Source organism: Acinetobacter sp. F-1 (assembly GCF_022869025.1).
Lineage (GTDB): Bacteria > Pseudomonadota > Gammaproteobacteria > Pseudomonadales > Moraxellaceae > Acinetobacter > Acinetobacter pseudolwoffii.
The window spans coordinates 303,401-324,699 of the sequence record NZ_JAJKFX010000002.1 but is presented as its reverse complement, the minus strand read 5'-3'; the positions used below and the strand labels follow the sequence as shown (position 1 = coordinate 324,699).

Below are 21,299 nucleotides of genomic sequence, written 5' to 3'. Positions count from 1 at the left end.
AGTTTCTATATCAATAATTATGATGCTTCATTTGCCGAATTGAACATTTTATTCATGTTAAAAACGCTATAATAATAAGCGATAACCTTGTCATTCAAAGAGTTCAAAGAAAACGATGGCCCCTTTAGATCAAATTGCAGCAGTGTCAGATGACCAGTCAGAGTTAACGATGTCAGTTCTCATGACGCCAGATATGGCAAATTTTTCAGGAAATGTTCATGGTGGAACCATTCTGAAATTACTGGATCAGGTGGCGTATGCATGTGCGAGTCGCTATTCGGGCAGTTATGTCGTGACCTTATCGGTAGACAAGGTAAACTTTAAGGAACCAATTCATGTGGGTGAGCTGGTAACTTTCTTGGCCAGTGTCAACCATGTTGGTCGCACCTCGATGGAAATCGGGATTCGTGTAGAAGCGCAGAATATTCAAAAAAGAACGGTACGCCATACCAATAGCTGTTATTTCACTATGGTGGCCGTAGATGAAAATGGCAAACCGAAACAGATTCCGGCTTTGAACCTGGACAATGACTGGAAACGTTGCCGTTTTGAAGCAGCCGAACAGCGTAAAGTCGCGCGTTTGCAAGAGAATCATCATCCTTCATGCAGTATTTATAAAAAGACTGCACAGAGTTAAGCGGTGATTTAAAAACATCTTCATAAGACTAATGCCAGTCAGTTAACCAATTGACTGGCATTTTCTTTTTTAAATTGAGATTATATGTGATAGGTGGAAAAGTCATCCGCAACTGTTTGAGGCATGGGGTGTATTGCACCGCAAGATTTAAAAAATGATGGTCTCCATGACAAATTTACGAGTCGAGGGTGGCTGACGAGTTTTGCGGTGAGGAATATGACTGCAAGATGCCTTCCTTGCGAAGTTCCGCTGCTCATTTGAATGAAATCAAAGTAACAAATGATATTGAAAATATTTGATTTAAAACCTTAAGACTCCATCATGAATGACTAAGCAGTTAAAGCGTCTATTTTTAAATTCTTTAACTGATCAGCATGACTTTATAAGAGAGTCTTTTTTGCCTTAATTTCAGTTTATGTCTGGAGCTTTATCGTTTTTTGCTCTAATATAAAACGATACGTATCGTATCGATTGTGTTTGAAGATAAGTAGACTTTATGAATCATGACGAAAAAAGCTCACGACGACAGCAATGTATTTTGCAAGCGGTTGCCGATGCATTGGCAGAGGGAGAGTATCATCAACTGACTATTGAGGCTGTTGCAGCACGAGCTGGGGTGGGAAAATCTACGATTTATCGCTGGTGGAAGCATAAATCGGAGCTGGTGCTAGATACCTTCAAACAGCATACGGTCTCAGTCTTTGAGCCTGATCCTGCAAATGACCTGAAAAGTAATCTGATTCGACAGCTAAGCTTGTTGTCTCAGGCGCTCAACCATCCGATTGGTCGGGCTTTACTGGTGGTAATCGCCAATCATCGTGAACTGGCCGGTGAATTCTTTCAGCAATATTTATTGCCGCGTCGACAGCAGACTCATCAACTGATTCAGCAAGCGATTGAGCGTGGCGAGATTCGCGCGGATTATCCTTTTGATTTAATGCTGGACAGTTTGTACGGCCCGATCCATTACCAGATTATTTTTTTCAATCGTATGCCGGATGAAAATTACATCCGGGCGCTGGTTGGGTTAGTGCTGCATCCTGTTGTAATTCAAGCCTGAGCCTGGTCTATTTTTCTTAAAGTTGGTTTTTATGTCTCTCAGCCCCGAGCGTTTATGGAATCGCTCATTTATCTTGTGCTTATGCAATAACTTTTTTCTGTTTGTTTATTATTTTGCCTTACTGACCATCTTGCCGATTTACATCATGAAAGATTTGGGGGGCTCAGTCAAAGAAGCGGGTCTGGCACTGACCTTGTTTCTGGCATCATCAATTGCAGTTCGGCCTTTTTCCGGCATGATCATCGAAAAACTGGGCAAGAAAATCTCGATGCGCGGTGCAGGCGTGATTTTTGCGCTGTTTGCCTTTGGCTATTTGCTCATTGATAGCTTGTGGTCACTGTTGCTGGTGCGATTTCTACATGGCATTTGGTTCAGCATTTTGACCACGGTGGCGGTGCCGGTGGCCAATGAATTTATTCCAGAACAGCGTAAAGGCGAGGGCATGGGCTATTTTGTCATGTCGACCAATCTGGGGGTGGTATTTGGCCCATTGCTGGCCTTGACCGTCATTCAATTCACCAGCTTTAAAAGCTTATTTGGGATTCTGGCTATTATTATTTCTCTAGGACTGATTTTCTGCTGGATGCTGAAAATTACCGAACTGCCAAAATCAAGGCAGATCGGCACAGAAAAAACCAAATTGAGTCTACAAGATATATTGGAAGTCAAAGTCCTGGCGGTAAGCTGTGTGGCGTTGCTGACGGCATTTGCTTATTCGGGCATCATGAGTTTTATCACGGCATTTAGTGAAAGCAAGCAGCTTTTGGCTTATACCAGCGTATTTTTTATTGTATTTGCGGCTTCGATGCTGTTGGTACGGCCGTGGGTCGGGAAAATCTATGATCGTAAGGGGCCAAGTGCTGTCATTTATCCTTCCTTTATTTTCTTTGCGATTGGCCTAGTCATGGTGAGTCTGATATCCAATCAATGGACGCTCTGGTTATCAGCGGTCTTTGTTGGGATCGGTTATGGTTCATTATTTCCATGTCTGCAGACACTCGCAATTCAATCTGTCGATAAGCAGCGTATGGGACATGCGATTTCAACCTTCTTTACCCTGTTTGATCTGGGTTTGGCGGTAGGCTCCGTGGTGATGGGCCTATTGATTGCCTATTGGGGCTTTGAAGCGATGTATGTGTCGAGTGCTGCACTCGTCATTGTGACGATCTTGGTTTATCGTCAGTATGTGGCCAAAAGACCAATACACGCACCGGAAAATCAGGAAGCATAAAATGGAATTAAGACATTTACGTTATTTTGTCACTGTGGCCGAGGAACTGAATTTTACCCGGGCTGCGGAAAAATTGAATACTGTACAGCCTTCCTTAAGTCAGCAAATCAAGGATCTGGAGCGTGAGGTAGGCGTACAGTTACTGGAGCGAAATAACCGTAAGGTCGGGCTAACTGAAGCCGGTCAGGTTTTTTTAAAAGAAGCGTTGCTCAGTCTGGAACATGCAGAACGTGGGATCCACGCTGCCAGACAGATTGCCAATGCACATCAGGATCAGCTGAATATCGGATTTGTACCGGTTGCGGAAATGAAAGTCTTTCCCTATATCATGCCCAATATCCGCGCACATTTTCCTGAACTGAAAGCACTATTTCATAGTTTGACCGACGCTGAGCAGTTTAGTGCTTTAAGAAAAGGCCAGATCGATATTGCTTTTACCCGCTATCCGGGACAGTCGAGCGAGTTTGATTCGATCCGGATTTTTGATGAACCTTTAACCCTGATTGTGCCGAAAGATTCTCCGGTTGCGACCCTGCCACATGTCAGTATTAAGAGCTTTGAAAATCAGGATTTTGTCATTAGTGATGAGCAGGCTTCACCACAACTGCATCGAATTATTCAAGACTTTTTTAAACAGTCCAAATTGAAGGTCAATGTGGTGCAGCATTCAACCAATATCCTGCTCAATGTCAATCTGGTCGGAATGGGCGTGGGCTGGAGTCTGGTACCAGCCTATGTGATTCCATTACTCGGCGATAATATCGTGGTGAAAAAGACCCTTGAACCTTTGCCCATGATTGGGCTATATGCCAATTATCGTAAAGACCAAAAACATGTGGTGATTGATCTGATTTTAAAAGTCTTAAAAGAAAAGTTTTGTGTCGATCTTTTTTAAGATTTACATCTTTGGTCTGCCTATATTTTAAAAGCTGTGCGACAGAAATGATCTGTAGCACATCTGTGTAAATTGACACAGAAAACCGTTTTATACTGAAGCTCTAAAAATAAAAAATGGTTAAAGCAATATGATGAAGCTCTATAACAATCCGCAATCACGGGGCCTGACCCTGTTGCCCTTATTGAAAGAATTGCAGATTGAAGACCAGATTGAGCAGGTGGAAGTGTCCTATGAATATATGCATCAAGCTGAATATTTACAGATTAATCCGATAGGAAAAGTTCCCTGTCTGGTCGATCAGGAGATTGTCATTTCAGAAATGGCCGCCATTTTTATCTATCTGGCAGATAAGTATTCTGATAAAGGCTTGGCACCTGCTTTGGATGAACCCAAGCGTGGGGCATATTTAAAATGGATATTTTTCTGTCATGGGCCCTTCACCGAATATATCGATCTAAAAAATTTGCAGGTTTCGCCAGAAAATATTGAAAAAAACCGCAGAAGTTTAAGTTTCGGCAATGAAACAGCAGTATTTGATTTTCTGAAACAGGGCATAAGCCAGGCCAATCCCTATTTGCTGGGTGAAGAATTTTCCGCAGCAGACTTATATGCTGCCTATTGTTTGATCTTTGCGATCTCTGCGAAAATTTTACCGCCATTTGACGAGTTCAGACCCTATTTGCAGCAGATGGCCTCTCGTGATTCCCTGAAAGACATGCCGTGGTTTCAAGACTACCGAGTTTAGTTCATCGTTCTGTATCACTTGATCTGGATATCTCATCACAATAAAAAACCACGCCGAAGCGTGGTAAAAAATGACCTTAAAATTATTTTAGGTACAGCTTTTTAAACAGTTGCTGACTGGTGTTTTCCAGTGATTGTGGAATGGCCAGTGCGGCCACAAAACGGTCAGGACGCAAGATCACCACTGAATCGGAAGTATTGCCAAACCAGGAGCGAATTTCTGTGCCGCTATCACCAATGGTGATGACATCTTCAAACGGTTGGCGCTGGGTATTTTGTAACTGCACTGCCGGAATGACCTGAATAAATTTCACACCGAGTGTTTTCCACTGTTGCAGTGTCTCTGGACTCAGGCCCCATTTTGGATCGACACCCCAGGCAATAATGGCAAAATCATTGCCAATCACTTCATCCAGTAACACTGTTTCACCTGATGCAAGCTGAACTTGAGGCTGAATGAACATCTTGCCAATTGGAGAATTTTTGGCGCCGGTGCTCAAAAGCACACCATCATGATATTTCGGCATCGGTTTAAAGCGCATTTCCAGCAGGTACTGTTTGATCGGCTTGATATAGTTCAGGGCATAGGCGATACCGTCACGGACAAAACCTTGCCACTTTTTTGGTGGTGCCAATACATGACCGGCCATCACGGACAGATCAATCATGGCTTTGGCATGGTCTTTACGTTCAATCTGATAAGAGTCTAAAAGTGCGGGGCCGGTTTTGCCTTGAACCACCAGTGCGACTTTCCAGGCCAGGTTAAAGGCATCCCGCATCCCGCTGTTATAACCCTGACCTTGCCAGACGGGCATAATGTGCGCAGCATCACCTGCCAGTAAAATGCGGTCTACCCGGAATTTGTCCGCAATACGGGCATTATGCGTATAAACACGCTGACGGATCACTTCGATGCCATCGGTACTTGGAAGCACTTTGGCCAGTAATTTGGCAATATTTTCCGGTTTGCTGAGTTCTTCCTGAGTTTCACCCGGCATGACCATAAATTCAAAACGGCGAATTCCATGGGGCAATGCGGCGGATACATAAGGACGTACCGGATCACAACACAGGTAAATATGCGGTGTCGCAAGCGGATCATTTTCAAGATCGATCACGATCCATTGATTCGGCGCAGTTTCACCCTCAAAAGCAATGCCCAGATTGCGGCGTACATAAGAGTTACCGCCATCACAGGCAATCAGGTACTGGGCACGGACTGTTTCTGTATTCCCTTGTTCATTTTGCAGGTTAAGCGTTACACCCTCGGCATCCTGACTAAACTGGGTCAATTGACGTGAGAACAGCACCTGCGTATTTTCATATTGTTTTAAGCCCTGAAGCAGAACCTGATCGACTTGTGGCTGAATAAAGGCATTACGGCGTGAAAATCCAAATTCACGGGTTAAAGGTTGAATATCTGCAAAACAGCGACCCTTAGGTGTTAAAAAGCGCATAGCATGATTGGGCGTGGTATGGGGCAAGACTTGATCGACCAAACCTAAGGATTGAATGGTACGCAAAGATTCATCATCGATCCCAATGGCACGTGGATAATCAATCAAACTATCCAGTTGCTCGACCATCGTGACGCTCACACCTTGCTTGCTCAGATAGTTGGCAATGGTTAAGCCTACAGGCCCAGCGCCGAGGATTGCTACATCAGTGCTGTAATTGGTATTGCTCATAGTGAATGTCCATTCAATCGACTTGCATTTCAATCTATTAAGGGACAGTTCTGAGCTGTAAACAAGTTAGGCGATAGTAGTTGAGTTATATGAATAATATTAATCTTAAGTGGATTTTTATTATTTAAATAATTGAATTTAAATGATAAATTTAAAATAATTCAATAGTCATTCTCAATCCTGTGATCAGTTTTAACTATGATTGGCATTTAAATCTAGTCAATAAAAATGCTGAACCCGCAGCAAGCATGATTCAGCATCGATCAATATGAGGCAGTACAGGCTAAGCCTACTGGAGAAATACTGCCCTGATATTTTCTTTGATCATTTAACCCGTCGTTAAATCACTTAACGTGCTGCAGGTTGTGCAGGTGTTGCGCTTTCTGCTGCAGCTTCAGATGCAGCTGGTTGTTCTGCATTTGCGCCAGCAACCGGAGCATTTGACTCAGGCAATTCCTGGGTACTGACAATCACTTTTTCTTCAGTGTTTGTATTTGCATTTGTTGTTTCAGTCGCGGCAAAGCTGGTGGCTGCAGCAGCAGTAAGCGTTGTTGCAAGTAAGATTTGTGCATATTTCATTTTTGGCATCCTTTATTTATGTCATATAATTTGCCGAGCTGACCATCACATCAATTCGACAGGAGTTCATCCTAAGCACTGAAATTTTGATGAGCAAATCAATTAACAAAAGCGACACGGAGTGAATAACTCAGCATATACACAATGCACAAAGTTGTTTAATTACTGTTAATTATGCAGTGTTCTATTTAATGAAAATGTATATGAATGTTTCAAAAAGCTGAATTTTAAATATGAATAAACATCAGGATTCTCTATTTGGGATAATTCGCTTAACTTATAAACTGATGGTTTCAAGTCGCCATTGAGCAAGAAAATGTCTCTAAAACCATGCTGTGCCCTATAATACAGGGCATGATCTTGTCTATTTAATCTCTTGAGAACCGATTTTGAAAATTCTGTCCGCAGCACAGCCGATTCCTGTCCATATCATTTCTGGATTTTTGGGGGCGGGTAAAACCACACTGCTTAAGCATTTATTACAGCAGAAACCTGAACAGGAAATCTGGGCCGTACTGATGAATGAGTTCGGTCAGATCGGGGTCGACCAGCAGTTATTACCACAAGATTCAGGCTATGCGGTAAAGGAATTACTGGGTGGCTGCCTATGTTGTAGTAGTCAGTTGCCGATGCAGATTGCCTTGTCACGTTTACTGTCCGAAGTGAAACCGGATCGGCTGTTTATCGAGCCGACCGGGCTGGGACATCCTGCACAATTGTTAGAACAGTTGACGGAACCGCATTGGCACAGTCATTTAAACATGCAGGCTTTGGTCACTGTGGTTGATGGTTCACGTTTGCATGATCAGGATTGGTCACAGCAAAATCTGTATGCAGATCAGCTTAAGGCCGCGCAGATTGTGGTGATTTCACATACAGATTTAATGACAGCCGAAGATCATGCTGCGCTTACGCAGCTTCAGGCGGAATATCAAGTCTATGCCCAGCAGTGGTTGTGCACAGAGCAGGGACAGCTGAGTATTGAGCAGATTAAACAGGATTATCAAGGTTTTGTACGTCAGCTCCAGCCTTTATTAAAACAGCAACAGATCAATCCTTCCCCAGAGGCACCCGTGCTGATTCAGCAGCTGCCTTATCATTATGTGGAAAGCGCGCAGGGCTATCAGGTTGCGGGCTGGAAGTTGCCAAAATGCTGGCAATTTCATTTTTATGATTTGCTCGACTTGCTGTGTGAACAAAAAGACTGGCTCAGAATCAAAGGAATTTTTAATACCGATCAGGGCTGGAAAAGCTTTAATTTCAATCCGGAGCAGTTTAATTATCAGTCGGTCGAGGCAGGTATTGATAACCGGATCGAAGTGATTTATCAACAGTCACGGGATTGGCTGGAGTTTGAAAGCGCGTTGATGCAATGCCGTATTGATCCGGAAAAATAATAGTACTGTTGCTAAGGCGCTGAATGAGCTATTGACCTAAATCTGTTCAGCAAAATACTGCTAAATCTTATATGCTAGGCGCCAAATTTGAGGATTGTGTTATGGCGTTAAAAGCGACGATTTATAAGGTTGATTTGAATATTGCAGATATGGATACGCACCGTTATGCAGATTATCAGTTGACGATGGCGCTGCATCCTTCAGAAACCATTGAACGCCTGATGGTGCGTATTCTGGCGTATGCGCGTTATGCCGATGAAACGCTGGAATTTACCAAGGATCTGTTTGAAACCGATGAGCCGGCCTTGTGGGAAAAAGACCTCACTGGTCAATTGGTGAAATGGATTGAAGTCGGTAGCCCGGATGAAGATAAAGTCAAAAAAGCCAGTGCGCGTTGTAAGCAAGTGGCTGTGGTGACCTATGGTTCTGCGGTAGATGAATGGTATAAGCGCAGCAGCAAATTAAAGACGTTAAAGAATGTGGAGGTGTGGAAATTATCGACTACAACCACCGATGCATTGCCACAATTATGTGCACGCACCATGCAGTTACAGCTCAATGTGATGGATGGTGAATGGACTCTGATTGGCGATCAGGGGCAGGTGCTGGTCGAGTGGGAACAGTTACAATAAGGACGCATAAGGATGCACGTCTGGACTTGTATCCTGTCGCTTAAATTGCGTATACCTGAGGAATAAAAATACTCAGGGTTGTGTCATGTACCATGAACTTTATGATTTACTGCTGGCCGTCGCGATCGGGGCCATTATTGGTGCAGAACGTGAATATCACAGTAAATCTGCCGGACTGCGTACCATGATCATGGTCAGTCTCAGCTCCTGTCTGTTTACTATCATTTCCCTGAAAATAGGCGTGGAAAATCCTGACCGGCTGGCGGCCAATGTCCTGACGGGGCTAGGCTTTTTAGGGGCAGGGGTCATTCTCAAAGATGAGAACCGTATTTCAGGAATTACCACGGCCACCACCATCTGGATGACCGCAGCACTGGGCATGGCAGCCGGTGCGGGTTATGAAATCCTGAGTATCTGGGCCACTTTAATGGTCATGGTGGTACTGGTTCTACTGATGTATGTACAGCGCGGGATCGAGTCGCTGAATCAGGAACGTAATTACGAAATTGTCTGTCCTTTTGAGAAACATGAGCTCAACCATTATGAATCGCTTTTCAAACAATATAAGCTAAAAGTCATGCATTCTTCACAGCGCAAGGTTGAGCAGCAGATTAGCGGAAGATGGGTGCTGATGGGATCGGCCAAAAACCATCAAAAACTCACCCTGCATTTACTCAATGATCAGAATATTCAGGAACTCAGCTTTTAATCCATCAAGGACTAAAGCCTAAAAAAATCAATCAATCCGGTTTATACTGGTTTTTGAATTTATGCCAATCTCAGGTAAATAAGTATGATTAACGAACTTGAAATTATTGATTTAAAAGTAGGCGAAGGGAAAGAGGCGGTAAAAGGCGCGCTGATTACCACACACTATACCGGCTGGCTAGAAGATGGAACCAAGTTTGATTCATCGATTGATCGCGGTAATTATTTTGAAACCGTGATCGGAACAGGCCGTGTGATCAAAGGTTGGGATCAGGGCATTTTGGGCATGAAAGTGGGCGGTAAACGTAAACTGCTGGTGCCGGCACATTTGGCCTATGGCGAACGTAAAATGGGCAAAGTGATTCCAGCCAATTCAGACCTGATTTTTGAAATTGAACTGTTTGATGTAAAAACACGTGATTAATTCATTGAAATAAGATTCATTCAGTATCATGAGTGAATGCTGATCGGGAGAAGTCTCAGTATTGGGGGCTTCTTCCGATAAACTACAAAAAAATATTTGAACTCCCTGATATTCCAAGTAGATTATAAGAAGAATAAAGCTCTTTTTCAGGAAACTACTGTCTTTGCAAAACGTGATAAGGAATGTCTATTTTGTAATGTGGGTTTGGGCCATGAGCTGGGTCATCTTGACGAGCACTTCAGTATCTGCCCAGGTCGCTGCCACATCCCCCGAGGTGCAGCAGCAGTTCCGTGATCATATCTCTGAAGTTCATTTTAGCGAACACAGCAGCAGCCCTTTGCAGGGGAAATGGTTATTTTATCCGAGCCAGTTTATTGTCCAGCCAAGTTCCGTACTGTTATCAAAAACAGTGGAATTGCCGGCTTCCTTTAAAATACTGACCAACTCAAATATTGGTTATGGCACATTTATTAGCCATTATAAAATTCCTAAAGAATTTATCGGACGCCGGATTGCCATTCGGATTCCTGCTCAATATGGCGCTTATCGGGTCTATGTAAATGGCGAGTTTATTGTCCGGCTTGGGCAAATCAGTAAAACACCTGAACAGCAGATCACTGAAAAAGCCCCCCGGATTGGCTATTTCGTTGCAGACAGTGAATACATTACCTTAAGCATTCAGGCCTCGAATTACACTCATTTGCATGGAGGGCTGGAACGCCCAATGCAGATTGGGGTCGCAGGTACAGTCAATCGTCAATTCCAGCAGTTGATGATGAGTATTGCCATGACCTGTGGCGCAGTACTCGGGGTGGGTGTTTTCAATATCCTGTTTTCAATATTTCGAGGATCGAAAGAGCGTAATAGCAAAAGCATTTTTGTGTTTGGCTGTTTTATTATCTTTCTGGCCCTGCATAATATGTTTTCAGCGCCCTATGCTTATTCGGTATTTACCAATATCGACTGGTTATGGGGAACACGTTTAGAGTATCTGTTTACGTTTCTGGCGGTATTGTTTTTCCTCAGTTATATGCATCTGTTTAATCAGCGCTATTTAAAACCGCTGATTTATTATATTGCGATCGTCTTATTGATTTTGAATATCAGTGTGACGCTATTTTCTACCCCAGAGTTATTTGAACGTCTTGCGCTCTATAGTGCGATTTATGGTCTGGTGATTATTGGGAATTTCATGTACGGGTTTTATCAGACCCTACGTGATAAGCAACCGTATTCACGCCTGAATCTGTTTGCCATTATTTTCTTGTGTCTGACATTTTTAAATGACTATCTCTTGCTGATTAATGTCATTCAAACCACACATTTGTCTTTCATTTCCACCAGTTTATATGCCTTGTTGATTATGTTTCAGCAGTCTAGACACTATGCGCATCAAACTTATCAGACAGAACAGCTAAATTTTAACCTCATCGAGCTCAACAGTTCGCTTGATCAAAAAGTCAAAGAGCGTACCCAGCAACTGCATCAACTAAATGCCAAACTGGAACATCAGATGAAGATTGATGCGCTGACCGGTGCTTTTAACCGGCGTGCTTTAAATAGTGAAATCCAGCAGAAGTTTTTGCAAAGCCAGCAACATTCACATGCCACACTGCTTTTTGCCATGCTGGATGTTGATTATTTTAAAAATTATAATGATCATTATGGCCATTTAAAGGGTGATGAGATTCTACAAAACCTGGTTAAGGTGATTCAGGCCAGCTTGCCTCAATCGGGTTATCTGGCGCGTTATGGCGGGGAGGAATTTGCCATTCTGCTTGGTGATATACCGATTCCGGTTGCCCTGCAATATCTGGAACGTGTCATTCAGCAGGTTCGGGAACAACAATTTGAACATCTAAACCGGCCGGATGGCAAAGCCTGGATCACGGTCAGTGTGGGCGCGGCTTGGATAAGCCCACAACATCAATATGCCGATATTCATGCCTTGATGAAAGCTGCAGATGTGCAGCTGTATCTGGCCAAACACACCGGGCGTGATCAATTAAACTTTGAGCAGGGCGCGGATTAAAAAACGTATTTATACAGATATGATCCATCATCTTGTGAATGTGCAGGGCTGGAATCAAATCCACATCGCTGATAATAGCTGAGGGCTGTTTGAGTCGACTTGACTGCAATCTGATAGATTTTTTTCTCTACTAATGCTGCATGCATTTGATTAAATAATTTGGTGCCAAATCCAAGCCTCTGGCAATGTGGGGCGACATAATGCATCCGGATTTCTCCAGTATCACTGACCAATAAAAACCCGACTACTTTGTCGTGCACAAGGCAAACCCAACAATCGTTATAAAGCATATCGACAATCAGGCTGGCGTGATCAAATTTTTCCAGCCAGCTTTGGATGCGACTGTCCTCACGTTGATGATCTAAAACACAAGATTGAATACTGTCATGAATCACCTGAATAATTTGAGGTATATCCTGAATCTTCCCTTCACGAATCACCATGTTATTCATTTTCTCGAACATTTACAGGAAGGCTTCATTGGAAGAGAAATGCAGGTTGAAACAAAATAACAATCTTGTAGTTTTTTGAGAGGATTTTCTTAAAAACCAGTAGGTGAAGATAACTTATGTTGCTGATCTGTCGGTTTTGTTTATCTGATTTTCTAAAATCAACGCTTCTCAGGAGCGGGTGCTCAAATTTACAGCAAGCTTTGCTAGAATCGCCGTGCTTACTTTAAATCCCCATAAAATCGAGTCAAGGATGCCATCATCGAAATAGTGCAGGAGTTTGCACTGTCTAAAAAATAGACGTATGCTAGGTGTTAGGCCATTATTCAAATGAATATGAAGTGCTCGGTAATAAAAATAAAATCAGCCACACGAGATGATCTACTATGTTTAAATTGTTGCTCTTGCTGTGTATTTTTTTGCTGTTCAATGCCGCCTGGATCGTGGGGCGGAAAATTTATAAAACCCAGTCTTATCTCTCTGCGCAGCGTGCAGAAAAACCTGAACAAATTGCCAGTATTTCAGAACATGTCATGACTACGCATGAGGAACAGGTGCATCTGGTTGATGCTTATGAACTGGAACTGTTTGATGATGTTGCTCAGCTGTTTTTTCAGCGTCATGTAGCTATTCAGGACAGGGCACAGGCAGAGCAGTTACAGCAGGAAATCTTGCAAAAAATGCCCATGCAAAGCAGTACACAAATTCGTCAGATGGATTTAGGGGAGTGGTCGATTTTCTGGAATTTTTACCATCAGTCACTGGAATATTATGTCGGCCGCTATGGCGTGTTTTATACGCATGTCGACCGTTTTGGCCAAGAGCATCGTCAGGAAATTCGTACCGATCTTTTACGGTCAGATTGTGCTTGATCTCTCTGCTCAGGAAGCTTGTAAGTTTTGCAGGAAACGATAGGCATTAAACATCAGGCTGCATATTTAAGCCGATGTAATTCGGAAAAGGTATTTAAGGCATCTTGCCAGATTTTTTCTGCCCCCTGACGGAAATAGCCCATATGACCAATGTCCTTTAAACCATAATCTTCAGCTTTAAGATCAATATAATGCACGTTTGCTTGACGGTAATATTGCATAAAAGCATGTCTGGAATTAGGCAGGGCCCAAGTATCATCGAGAGCAGCAACCGCATAAATCGGAGTACTTACCGCAGCATAACGTGTGTGTAAGTCTTTCAAATCCGGATCGGCAAAGAAATAGGTCGGATATTTGCACCACTTACGCCACTGACGATAGACATCACGTGGCAAGTCTGCACCCATGTTAAATTTGCTCCATGGCAAATAGCCGGTGATTGCTACGAGTGGAGGGAAAACAATATTCCAGATCATCTGAACCTTGATTTTTTCCTTGAGCGGCATATAACCATGCCAGCCGGCGCCTGTGCCATAACAGTACATCGCTTCGATGCGGTTATGATGTTTACACAGACCTAATGCCTGACCTCCATAGGAATGGCCAATCATATAAATATCCAGTTCTGTCCGGCCCAAATATTCAATTGCCGCACTCAGGTCATATTCTCCCCAGTCGAGATAAGACATTTTAAAGCCTTTGAGCTGTTTCGGTGCGGAAGCGGCCACCCCTCGATAATCGAAGGTCAGCACCTGAAAACCGGCATGAGTTGCATATTCTGCAAAACGGCGATAAAACGCTTGCGGTACTCCCGTTGCACAGGCAACGACAATATTGGCCTTCGCCACAGACGGTGTACGGTAGAGTTTGCCACTTAAGCTATAACCATCTTCTGCCAGAAACTGGACACTTTCTACCTGCATTTTTCCCTGCACCATGAGTATATCCTTCGTTATATTGGATGAGATCTTGTTTTTTGTGCGCTAGCTTATGTTTAATCCAATAATGGGCCAGATGTCAAAACTCGGCAGTCGTATAGCGAGAAGAACCCTTTAAGCATATATGAAGATCGCTGCGCTATCATCATGTCTAAACAGGGGGAAATAGTATGATTATTGATTTTCAGCAGGCGAAATTACAGAAGTTTATGGCTCTGGCAATGAAGATCGAAGCGCAGCCTGAACTGTATGTGCAGTTTGATTCGGTTTCAGACTTTTATAAAGCAGACTGGCTGCGGGATTTTCCAAACGGAACCACATGGTATGTGTCCGGTCTAGACGATGGCGCCGATGAATTTCATGTCGTGATTGACTATGCCACAGCACAGCTACAGATCAGTTGTGGCCAGACACAGTTGTCTGCAAAACTATCTTGCAAAGATTGACCGAATTGCCGCTATTTCCCGATAAAAGAATAATGACAGATGCTATAAAGTTGATATAAATTGCAGAATCATCTCTGTGTTTGGTTTTATTTGCGATAGTCCGGAGTGACCTAAGCGAATAATGCAATAAAAATAAGGAAAAATAGCATGGCACATCAGTTCACTGTGAAAGCAATTATCAATGGCGTGTCTATTGATGAATTTAAACGTCTGGCCAATGATATTCGTTTGCATGAGGCAGTCTGTCATCGAATTCCTGCGCAAAATTTAGAAATTCTGGTCTCGGAAAAGCAGGGGCATATGTATACCTTGAAACGTGCCTATAATCTGGATGTCAACATCCCGGATATGGCAAAAAAATTACTCAAGGATGCATTCCGTTTGCAGCGTACCGATATCAGCGATCTGAATCAAATGACATCGACGGTACAACTCGGGGCAAATTTACCGATCGAGGCGACCTGTCAGCGTGCAGTCACTGGAGATGAAGACCAGATCCAGTTTCAGCTTAACTGGACAGTAAAGGTCAAAGTGCCGTTGCTCGGCGGTATGCTGGAAAAGCATGCAGAAGGCGAGATTCGTAAATTTAGTGAAATTGAACTCAGTATCGTTGAAGATGAATTACGCAAGAGCCTAACAGCCTGAATTAGTGCACCCATCTCGTTCACCAATATTTAAAAAGGGCACTTTTAAGCTGGGTGGTGGCGGTCAATTCGGCAATGTATAGTCATTTAGCTTGCTGCCGTTCTCTAAACAATGCGGCTTAAGACGTAGAAAAATAATAAGGCAATACAGATGGGATTGAGTGCCGTTTGATCGACTGAAGAAACGGCATCATATTATTTGTATTTATGCCGCTAACTTTGAGCTTAATCACTTCTTCTATGATATTGCATCCCCAGTCGATAAGCGAGTTGATCCACATTCAGCAATTATCTGCGCGTACTGCGCAATATGAGCTAACCATCTGCATGCTATTGTTTATATAGCTATTTTTAGATTAGTGAAGTAGGGTGCTGAATTGCAGTGCCATAAGCAAAGACTTCGACCATACCGCCTTGCATGCCCAGTTCCGTAGTGCTCAGCCGAATCCCCATAATCTGGGTGGCTCCGATTTTTTCAGCTTCAAGTTTTAAACGTACAATCGCCTCACGCCGTGCCCGCTCTACCACGCTTTCATAGCTGGTCAAACGACCTCCCAACATGTTCTGCACATTGGCAATTGCGTATTTAAAATAATCATGGGAAATAACCACATTACTGCTGATCATCTGTCCGGAATGTTCAGATACGATAAAGCGGCTGTTGTTGACCTGGATATAAGCCAGTCGTTGCTCCTGTTCGTCTAGATAACGAAAATGTTTGCGTTCATTATAACGACCAAAGCCAAAACCGACGCTAAACAGAATGACAAAAATGACGATCTGAAAAATTAAACCGTCCATGAATTATTCTGCCTGTGGAAAAGGGTCGGGTAATTTTGGCATGACTGGATCAACAATGACCGCCGTTCCATAGACAAACAGTTCAGAGGCGCCTTGGGCAATATTGGAGGTCGAGAAACGAATACCGACAATCGCATTGGCACCCATGCTACGGGCTTTTTCAACCATCCGGTTCATCGCTTCCTGACGGGATTCTTCCAGCAGCTCGGTATAAGCAGTAAGCTCACCCCCGACAATATTTTTCAGGCCAGCGAGTAAATCACGCCCGACATGTTTGCTGCGTACCGTACTGCCATAAACCACATCAATTTGTTGGCGAATAGTGTGTCCCGGTACAGATTCCAGATTGCTAAGTAACATGCGTATGTTTTCTAAATAAATTGCTGGTCTATGACAATAGGAAAACTGCTTTGAAAATGCAATAAAAAAGCCCACCGAAGTGAGCTTTTCTTTTTCTATTTTAAATCTATTTCGCCTGCTGTGCTGCTGCGCGGCGTTGTTCAGTCACGGACGGCTGATTCGGCAGGGTATCCGTGGTATTGACTTTTAAGCCTCCACCGAGGGTCTTGTAGACTTCAACCTGATTGTTCAAGTTGGCCTGTTCAAGCAAGAGCAAGCCTTGTTCTGCGGCATAAGAGGCGCGCTGTGCATCCAGTACCGTCAGATAGCTGTCAATCCCGGCGCGAAAACGTGCCTGCGACAAGCGATATGTGGTATTGGTGGCTTCTACCAGACGGCGCTGTGCAGCAATTCGATCACCAATGTTTTGGCGAACTGCTAGCGCATCATTTACTTCACGAAAAGCGGCTTGAATCGACTTTTCGTAATCTGATAATGCAATTTGCTGATCGGTTTCAGAAATCTGGATATTGGCCTGACGGGTACCCCAATCGAAAATTGGAATATCCAGACTTGGGCCAAAGGACCAGCCAAAACTGCCTGATTTAAACAGATCGCCTAAATCGGTCGATGCATAACCTGCTGAACCGGTCAAACTGATGGTCGGGAACAGGCGTGCGCGTGCTGCCGCGATATTGGCACCCGCTGCAGACAGACGATACTCGGCAGCGCGTACATCTGGACGGTTAATCAGCAAATCACTTGGCAAGCCTGCACCCAGTGCCGTATTGGATGTGATGCGGGTTACGCGTTGTGCCGGCAATAAAGTCGCAGGCACTTGCTGACCGACCAGCAGGTTTAACAGGTTTTGTGCCTGTGCCACCTGAGTGCGGTAATTCGCGACATCATTGCGTGCCGTTTCGACGGAAATCTGGGCCTGACGCACAGGAAGTTCGCTGTCGATCCCGACATCAAAACGTTTCTTGTTCAGGTTAAACGATTCAAGCTGTGCTTTTAGCGTTTGTTCAGCCAAAGCCAGATTGGCATTGGCAAATGAATAGCTGAGCCAGGCTTGAGACACCTGACCAATCAGCGCAATTTGCGTCGCATCTCGCGCACTCTGAGTCGCCAGGAAGTTATCCAGTGCATTGTCACTTAAGCTACGTACACGCCCCCAAAAGTCCAGTTCAAATGCGGTTACACCCAGACCTACATTATAGGTGGTTACAGCACCGCGGCTTTGAGGATTACTGCTGCCCGTGTCTTGACGTAACACGCTGCCACTGGCACCAATGGTCGGTAACTGATTGTTTTCAGTAATCTGATACTGTTGCTGGGCGCGTTGAATATTCAGGGCAGCAGTGCGCAGATCACGGTTATTGTTTAATGCCAGATCGAGCACCTGTAACAGGCGCTGATCGGCAAAAAAGTTTTTATAACCTTGTTCTGCTACAGAAGTACCAGACGCATTGGTATAGCTGCTCGGGATATTTGCCTGTGCAACCGGCTCTGGACCACGCATGCTTTGACAGGCTGTCAAAGCAAGCGCAAGGGCAGATACCGCAATGCTACGACCTGTAATAGACCATACATTTTGCATTACGACTTATACTCCTGATTTTGTTGTTTTGGTTTGTATTTAAAGATACTTCGAATCCACACGTAGAATACCGGGATAAAGAAGATACCTAACAAGGTCGAGCTGATCACGCCACCAAGTACACCATAACCGACTGAGTGCTGACTACCTGCACCTGCACCTGAAGCCAGGGCAAGCGGCAATACACCAAAACCAAAGGCCAAAGTGGTCATGATAATTGGACGTAAACGCATTTTCGCCGCATGCAAGGTTGCTTCGAATAAATCTTCACCTTGCTCTTGTAGCTCTTTCGCAAATTCCACGATCAAGATCGCATTTTTCGCAGAAAGACCAATCACGGCAATGATCGCCACCTGGAAGTAAATGTTATTCGACAGGTTCGGGTTTTGCAGCAGCACCATCCCGCCATAAGTCATGAGCAATGCACCGACGATACCCAATGGCACCACCAGCAGAACCGAGAACGGAATCGACCAGCTTTCATACAGGGCTGCCAGACACAGGAATACGATCAGGAGTGACAGGGCATACAGGAACGGCGCCTGTGCACCAGATTCACGTTCTTCCAAAGACAGACCGGTCCATTCGAAGTCAAAGCCGGTTAAGCCCATTTCTGGTAACTTCGCCGCAATTTCTTCCATGGCCACCATGGCATCACCCGAACTGATTCCCGGAGCCGGTGTACCTTGAATGTTCATCGACGATACGCCGTTATAACGTTCAAGACGTGGTGAACCATAGGTCCATTCGCCTGTGGCAAAGGCCGAGAAAGGCACCATTTCACCGCGATTATTACGCACATACCACTGGTCCAGATCTTCCGGCATCATACGTGAGCCAGCTTCACCCTGAACATATACCTTCTTGACCCGACCGCGATCAATGAAGTCATTGATGTACGAACCGCCCCAAGCAATACCCATAGTACTGTTAATTTCGGCAACGCTGACACCCAGTGCACCTGCTTGCGCATGATCCACAATGACACGGTACTGAGGAGTATCTTCCTGACCGTTTGGACGTACACCTGCCAGACGCGAATCTTGTGCTGCCATGCCCAGGATTGCATTACGTGCTGCCAGAAGCTGGTCATGACTTTGACCACTTGCAGCCTTGAGCTGTAAGTTGAAGCCAGCCGACACACCCAGTTCAGGCATCGCAGGAAGCTGCAATGGCATGATATAAGAGGCATCTTTGACAATCATGTTCAGCGCCATACCACGTTGAATAATGGCACCGACCTGAGATTCCGGACTGTTACGTTCAGACCAGTCTTTCAGTTTAATAAAGGCCAGACCTGCGTTTTGTCCCACACCGGTAAAGGAGAAACCTGCCACACTAAACACCGACTCGACATGATCTTTCTCGTTTTCCAAGAAATAGTTGGTCATGGTGTTGACCACTTTGTCGGTACGTTCCAGGGTAGCATTTGGCGGTAGCTGAACCAGCGCCATAACCACACCCTGATCTTCATCCGGCAGGAATGAAGACGGCAGTTTCTGGAACAGCAGCACGATAACACCCAGCACTACTGCATAGACAATGCCTGAGAAAATCTTGCTGTGGGTCATGCGATTTACGCCGCCCTGATATTTCACCGCCACATTGTCAAAGCTGCGGTTAAACCAGCGGAAGAAGCGGGCAAAGATACCGTTACTTTGCGGCTTGTTCGGATCATGCTGTTTCAGCAAGGTCGCACACAGGGCAGGGGTAAAGGTTAATGCCACTATCAGCGACAAGACCATTGCTGTGACCAGCGTAATCGAGAACTGACGATAAATAACCCCGGTGGTTCCACCGAAGAATGCCATAGGAACGAATACTGCTGACAGCACCGAGGTAATACCAATCAGTGCGCCAGAAATCTGTTTCATCGACTTTTCAGTCGCAGAAACCGGATCCAGATGCTCTTCCACCATGACCCGTTCTACGTTCTCGACCACAACAATGGCATCATCGACCAGAAGACCGATCGCCAGCACCATGGCAAACATGGTCAGGGTATTAATCGAGAAGCCGAAGACGTTAATCACGGCAAAGGTACCCAAGACCACGACTGGAACGGCCATGGTTGGAATGATCGTGGCACGCCAGTTCTGCAAGAACAGGAACATGACCAGGAACACCAGGATAATCGCTTCGATCAGCGTTTTGACTACGCTCTTGATCGACAGTTCAATAAATGGTGTTGTATCAAAGGCCAGTTGATCGACCATGCCTTGCGGATAGTTCGGACGTAACTGTTCTAAGCGTTCTTCAACCGCTTTTGCTGTATCAAGCGCGTTAGCACCTGTGGCAAGTTTAATTGCCACACCACCAGCCGGTTTGCCATTAAATTTCGAATCAAACTGATAGTTATCTGCACCGAGTTCCACCCGTGCAACATCACCCAGACGAACTTGCGCGCCCGAAGTGGTATTTTTTAGGAAGATATTGCTGAACTGTTCTGGGGTTTGTAACAGGCTTTGAGCCGTTACGGTTGCATTCAGCACTTGACCTTCAACAGCAGGAGCACCACCAAGCTGACCGACCGCAACCTGTGCGTTCTGGGTGCGAATTGCAGTCGCAATATCGCTCGGTGTTACTTGCAGGCTGGCCATTTTGGCCGGATCTAGCCAGATGCGCATCGCATAAGAGCCACCAAAGACCTGAACTTCACCAACCCCGGCCACACGGCTTAAAGGTTCAGAAATATTCGAGTTGACATAGTCTTTGATGTCATCGGCGGTCAGGCTGCCATCAGGTGAATAGAAAGCCAATACCTGAAGGAAGCTGGCACCGGATTTGGTGACACGCACACCCTGACGCTGTACATCTTCGGGAAGAAGTGCAGTGGCAGACTGTAATTTGTTCTGAACCTGAACCTGTGCGATATCAGGATCAACACCCTGGTCAAAGTTCAAGGAAATAGAAGAAGAACCGTTACCCGCGCTATTAGACGAGATATAACGTAAGCCATCCATACCGTTCATCTGCTGCTCGATGATCTGGGTGACTGTATTTTCAACAGTTTCAGCAGATGCACCTGGATAAGTCGCAGAAATGGTCACGGTTGGCGGAGCAATCGTTGGATATTGTGCAATTGGCATTTTGCTGATGGTTAAAATACCGGCCAGCATGATAACCAATGCAATCACCCATGCAAAAATCGGGCGATGAATAAAGAATTGAGCCATGAAC

At 44.7% G+C, this 21,299-nt stretch carries 21 protein-coding genes; 13 read left to right on the top strand and 8 right to left on the bottom strand.

The genetic code is table 11. The features are described 5' to 3' along the window. Positions 1–115: 115 nt before the first annotated feature. The 5 genes from LOZ91_RS03500 to LOZ91_RS03480 all read left to right on the top strand — a co-directional run bounded on the left by LOZ91_RS03500 (position 116) and on the right by LOZ91_RS03480 (position 4,571). Positions 116–637, top strand: a complete 522-nt coding sequence (locus LOZ91_RS03500; protein ID WP_004280680.1) for an acyl-CoA thioesterase — start codon at positions 116–118, stop codon at positions 635–637. Between the two features lie 496 nt (positions 638–1,133). Then, positions 1,134–1,697, top strand: a complete 564-nt coding sequence (locus tag LOZ91_RS03495; RefSeq protein WP_005169748.1) for a TetR/AcrR family transcriptional regulator — start codon at positions 1,134–1,136, stop codon at positions 1,695–1,697. 31 nt (positions 1,698–1,728) lie between these two features. Beyond that, positions 1,729–2,928 carry an MFS transporter gene (locus LOZ91_RS03490; protein WP_074383427.1) on the top strand — a complete coding sequence of 400 codons (1,200 nt, stop codon included), beginning with the start codon at positions 1,729–1,731 and terminating at the stop codon, positions 2,926–2,928. Position 2,929: 1 nt separating this feature from the next. After that, positions 2,930–3,823: a LysR substrate-binding domain-containing protein gene (locus LOZ91_RS03485; protein ID WP_244782656.1), complete on the top strand. Its 894-nt coding sequence runs from the start codon at positions 2,930–2,932 to the stop codon at positions 3,821–3,823. Between the two features lie 133 nt (positions 3,824–3,956). Next, positions 3,957–4,571 carry a glutathione S-transferase family protein gene (locus tag LOZ91_RS03480; RefSeq protein WP_244782673.1) on the top strand — a complete coding sequence of 205 codons (615 nt, stop codon included), beginning with the start codon at positions 3,957–3,959 and terminating at the stop codon, positions 4,569–4,571. 82 nt (positions 4,572–4,653) lie between these two features. Here the strand turns inward: LOZ91_RS03480 and LOZ91_RS03475 are convergent, their stop codons facing one another. Both LOZ91_RS03475 and LOZ91_RS03470 read right to left on the bottom strand, forming a co-directional pair. Next, complete coding sequence (locus tag LOZ91_RS03475) at positions 4,654–6,258, bottom strand: bifunctional 3-(3-hydroxy-phenyl)propionate/3-hydroxycinnamic acid hydroxylase (protein WP_179999873.1); 1,605 nt, start codon at positions 6,256–6,258, stop codon at positions 4,654–4,656. 348 nt (positions 6,259–6,606) lie between these two features. Then, the gene (locus LOZ91_RS03470; RefSeq protein WP_005097806.1) at positions 6,607–6,837 is read right to left on the bottom strand and encodes a hypothetical protein; all 231 of its coding nucleotides are present in this window, start codon (positions 6,835–6,837) and stop codon (positions 6,607–6,609) included. A 389-nt stretch (positions 6,838–7,226) separates the two neighbouring features. On the opposite strand from LOZ91_RS03470, the gene LOZ91_RS03465 reads away from it, so the two are divergent. The 5 genes from LOZ91_RS03465 (at position 7,227) to LOZ91_RS03445 (ending at position 12,030) form a co-directional block, all read left to right on the top strand. Next, positions 7,227–8,234 carry a GTP-binding protein gene (locus LOZ91_RS03465; protein ID WP_244782655.1) on the top strand — a complete coding sequence of 336 codons (1,008 nt, stop codon included), beginning with the start codon at positions 7,227–7,229 and terminating at the stop codon, positions 8,232–8,234. Between the two features lie 101 nt (positions 8,235–8,335). Then, positions 8,336–8,866: a YaeQ family protein gene (locus LOZ91_RS03460; RefSeq protein ID WP_005097801.1), complete on the top strand. Its 531-nt coding sequence runs from the start codon at positions 8,336–8,338 to the stop codon at positions 8,864–8,866. Positions 8,867–8,951: 85 nt separating this feature from the next. Beyond that, positions 8,952–9,575: an MgtC/SapB family protein gene (locus LOZ91_RS03455; RefSeq protein ID WP_005097799.1), complete on the top strand. Its 624-nt coding sequence runs from the start codon at positions 8,952–8,954 to the stop codon at positions 9,573–9,575. A gap of 84 nt (positions 9,576–9,659) precedes the next feature. After that, positions 9,660–9,998 carry an FKBP-type peptidyl-prolyl cis-trans isomerase gene (locus LOZ91_RS03450; RefSeq protein ID WP_005097798.1) on the top strand — a complete coding sequence of 113 codons (339 nt, stop codon included), beginning with the start codon at positions 9,660–9,662 and terminating at the stop codon, positions 9,996–9,998. 211 nt (positions 9,999–10,209) lie between these two features. After that, positions 10,210–12,030 (top strand): diguanylate cyclase, encoded by a 1,821-nt coding sequence (locus LOZ91_RS03445; protein WP_244782654.1) that lies wholly within the window; start codon positions 10,210–10,212, stop codon positions 12,028–12,030. Here the strand turns inward: LOZ91_RS03445 and LOZ91_RS03440 are convergent. Continuing rightward, the gene (locus LOZ91_RS03440; protein ID WP_005097793.1) at positions 12,027–12,494 is read right to left on the bottom strand and encodes a GNAT family N-acetyltransferase; all 468 of its coding nucleotides are present in this window, start codon (positions 12,492–12,494) and stop codon (positions 12,027–12,029) included. The two genes, LOZ91_RS03445 and LOZ91_RS03440, sit on opposite strands and share 4 nt — an antisense overlap. Positions 12,495–12,865: 371 nt before the next feature. On the opposite strand from LOZ91_RS03440, the gene LOZ91_RS03435 reads away from it, so the two are divergent. Continuing rightward, the gene (locus LOZ91_RS03435) at positions 12,866–13,351 is read left to right on the top strand and encodes a hypothetical protein (protein WP_074383421.1); all 486 of its coding nucleotides are present in this window, start codon (positions 12,866–12,868) and stop codon (positions 13,349–13,351) included. A 53-nt stretch (positions 13,352–13,404) separates the two neighbouring features. Here LOZ91_RS03435 and LOZ91_RS03430 read toward each other — a convergent pair whose 3' ends face one another. Further along, on the bottom strand, positions 13,405–14,289 hold the full coding sequence (locus LOZ91_RS03430; protein ID WP_179999881.1) for an alpha/beta fold hydrolase: 885 nt from the start codon (positions 14,287–14,289) through the stop codon (positions 13,405–13,407). A 170-nt stretch (positions 14,290–14,459) separates the two neighbouring features. Here LOZ91_RS03430 and LOZ91_RS03425 point away from each other — a divergent pair, with 170 nt between their 5' ends. Next, entirely contained in the window at positions 14,460–14,735 is a 276-nt protein-coding gene (locus tag LOZ91_RS03425; protein ID WP_180078202.1) for a hypothetical protein, read from the top strand. Positions 14,736–14,882: 147 nt separating this feature from the next. Continuing rightward, positions 14,883–15,380 (top strand): DUF2505 family protein, encoded by a 498-nt coding sequence (locus tag LOZ91_RS03420; RefSeq protein WP_005097789.1) that lies wholly within the window; start codon positions 14,883–14,885, stop codon positions 15,378–15,380. 350 nt (positions 15,381–15,730) lie between these two features. On the opposite strand, the gene LOZ91_RS03415 is transcribed toward LOZ91_RS03420, so the two are convergent. The 4 genes from LOZ91_RS03415 to LOZ91_RS03400 all read right to left on the bottom strand — a co-directional run bounded on the left by LOZ91_RS03415 (position 15,731) and on the right by LOZ91_RS03400 (position 21,295). Beyond that, positions 15,731–16,180, bottom strand: a complete 450-nt coding sequence (locus tag LOZ91_RS03415; protein WP_244782653.1) for a heavy metal-binding domain-containing protein — start codon at positions 16,178–16,180, stop codon at positions 15,731–15,733. A gap of 3 nt (positions 16,181–16,183) precedes the next feature. After that, positions 16,184–16,540: a YbjQ family protein gene (locus LOZ91_RS03410; RefSeq protein WP_005097785.1), complete on the bottom strand. Its 357-nt coding sequence runs from the start codon at positions 16,538–16,540 to the stop codon at positions 16,184–16,186. Between the two features lie 106 nt (positions 16,541–16,646). Further along, positions 16,647–18,119 (bottom strand): multidrug efflux RND transporter AdeIJK outer membrane channel subunit AdeK, encoded by a 1,473-nt coding sequence (adeK, locus tag LOZ91_RS03405; protein ID WP_244782652.1) that lies wholly within the window; start codon positions 18,117–18,119, stop codon positions 16,647–16,649. Further along, a complete protein-coding gene (locus tag LOZ91_RS03400; RefSeq protein ID WP_005097783.1) occupies positions 18,119–21,295 on the bottom strand; it encodes an efflux RND transporter permease subunit in 3,177 nt (1,058 codons plus the stop codon). Before LOZ91_RS03400 ends, adeK begins: the two co-directional genes overlap by 1 nt. Positions 21,296–21,299: the final 4 nt, after the last annotated feature.

Coding starts and splice junctions, on each gene's coding strand:
- LOZ91_RS03500 (WP_004280680.1), top strand. CDS start 116: ATGGCCCCTTTAGATCAAATTGCAGCAGTGTCAGATGACCAGTCAGAG.
- LOZ91_RS03495 (WP_005169748.1), top strand. CDS start 1,134: ATGAATCATGACGAAAAAAGCTCACGACGACAGCAATGTATTTTGCAA.
- LOZ91_RS03490 (WP_074383427.1), top strand. CDS start 1,729: ATGTCTCTCAGCCCCGAGCGTTTATGGAATCGCTCATTTATCTTGTGC.
- LOZ91_RS03485 (WP_244782656.1), top strand. CDS start 2,930: ATGGAATTAAGACATTTACGTTATTTTGTCACTGTGGCCGAGGAACTG.
- LOZ91_RS03480 (WP_244782673.1), top strand. CDS start 3,957: ATGAAGCTCTATAACAATCCGCAATCACGGGGCCTGACCCTGTTGCCC.
- LOZ91_RS03475 (WP_179999873.1), bottom strand. CDS start 6,258: ATGAGCAATACCAATTACAGCACTGATGTAGCAATCCTCGGCGCTGGG.
- LOZ91_RS03470 (WP_005097806.1), bottom strand. CDS start 6,837: ATGAAATATGCACAAATCTTACTTGCAACAACGCTTACTGCTGCTGCA.
- LOZ91_RS03460 (WP_005097801.1), top strand. CDS start 8,336: ATGGCGTTAAAAGCGACGATTTATAAGGTTGATTTGAATATTGCAGAT.
- LOZ91_RS03455 (WP_005097799.1), top strand. CDS start 8,952: ATGTACCATGAACTTTATGATTTACTGCTGGCCGTCGCGATCGGGGCC.
- LOZ91_RS03450 (WP_005097798.1), top strand. CDS start 9,660: ATGATTAACGAACTTGAAATTATTGATTTAAAAGTAGGCGAAGGGAAA.
- LOZ91_RS03445 (WP_244782654.1), top strand. CDS start 10,210: ATGAGCTGGGTCATCTTGACGAGCACTTCAGTATCTGCCCAGGTCGCT.
- LOZ91_RS03440 (WP_005097793.1), bottom strand. CDS start 12,494: ATGTTCGAGAAAATGAATAACATGGTGATTCGTGAAGGGAAGATTCAG.
- LOZ91_RS03435 (WP_074383421.1), top strand. CDS start 12,866: ATGTTTAAATTGTTGCTCTTGCTGTGTATTTTTTTGCTGTTCAATGCC.
- LOZ91_RS03430 (WP_179999881.1), bottom strand. CDS start 14,289: ATGGTGCAGGGAAAAATGCAGGTAGAAAGTGTCCAGTTTCTGGCAGAA.
- LOZ91_RS03425 (WP_180078202.1), top strand. CDS start 14,460: ATGATTATTGATTTTCAGCAGGCGAAATTACAGAAGTTTATGGCTCTG.
- LOZ91_RS03420 (WP_005097789.1), top strand. CDS start 14,883: ATGGCACATCAGTTCACTGTGAAAGCAATTATCAATGGCGTGTCTATT.
- LOZ91_RS03415 (WP_244782653.1), bottom strand. CDS start 16,180: ATGGACGGTTTAATTTTTCAGATCGTCATTTTTGTCATTCTGTTTAGC.
- LOZ91_RS03410 (WP_005097785.1), bottom strand. CDS start 16,540: ATGTTACTTAGCAATCTGGAATCTGTACCGGGACACACTATTCGCCAA.
- adeK (WP_244782652.1), bottom strand. CDS start 18,119: ATGCAAAATGTATGGTCTATTACAGGTCGTAGCATTGCGGTATCTGCC.
- LOZ91_RS03400 (WP_005097783.1), bottom strand. CDS start 21,295: ATGGCTCAATTCTTTATTCATCGCCCGATTTTTGCATGGGTGATTGCA.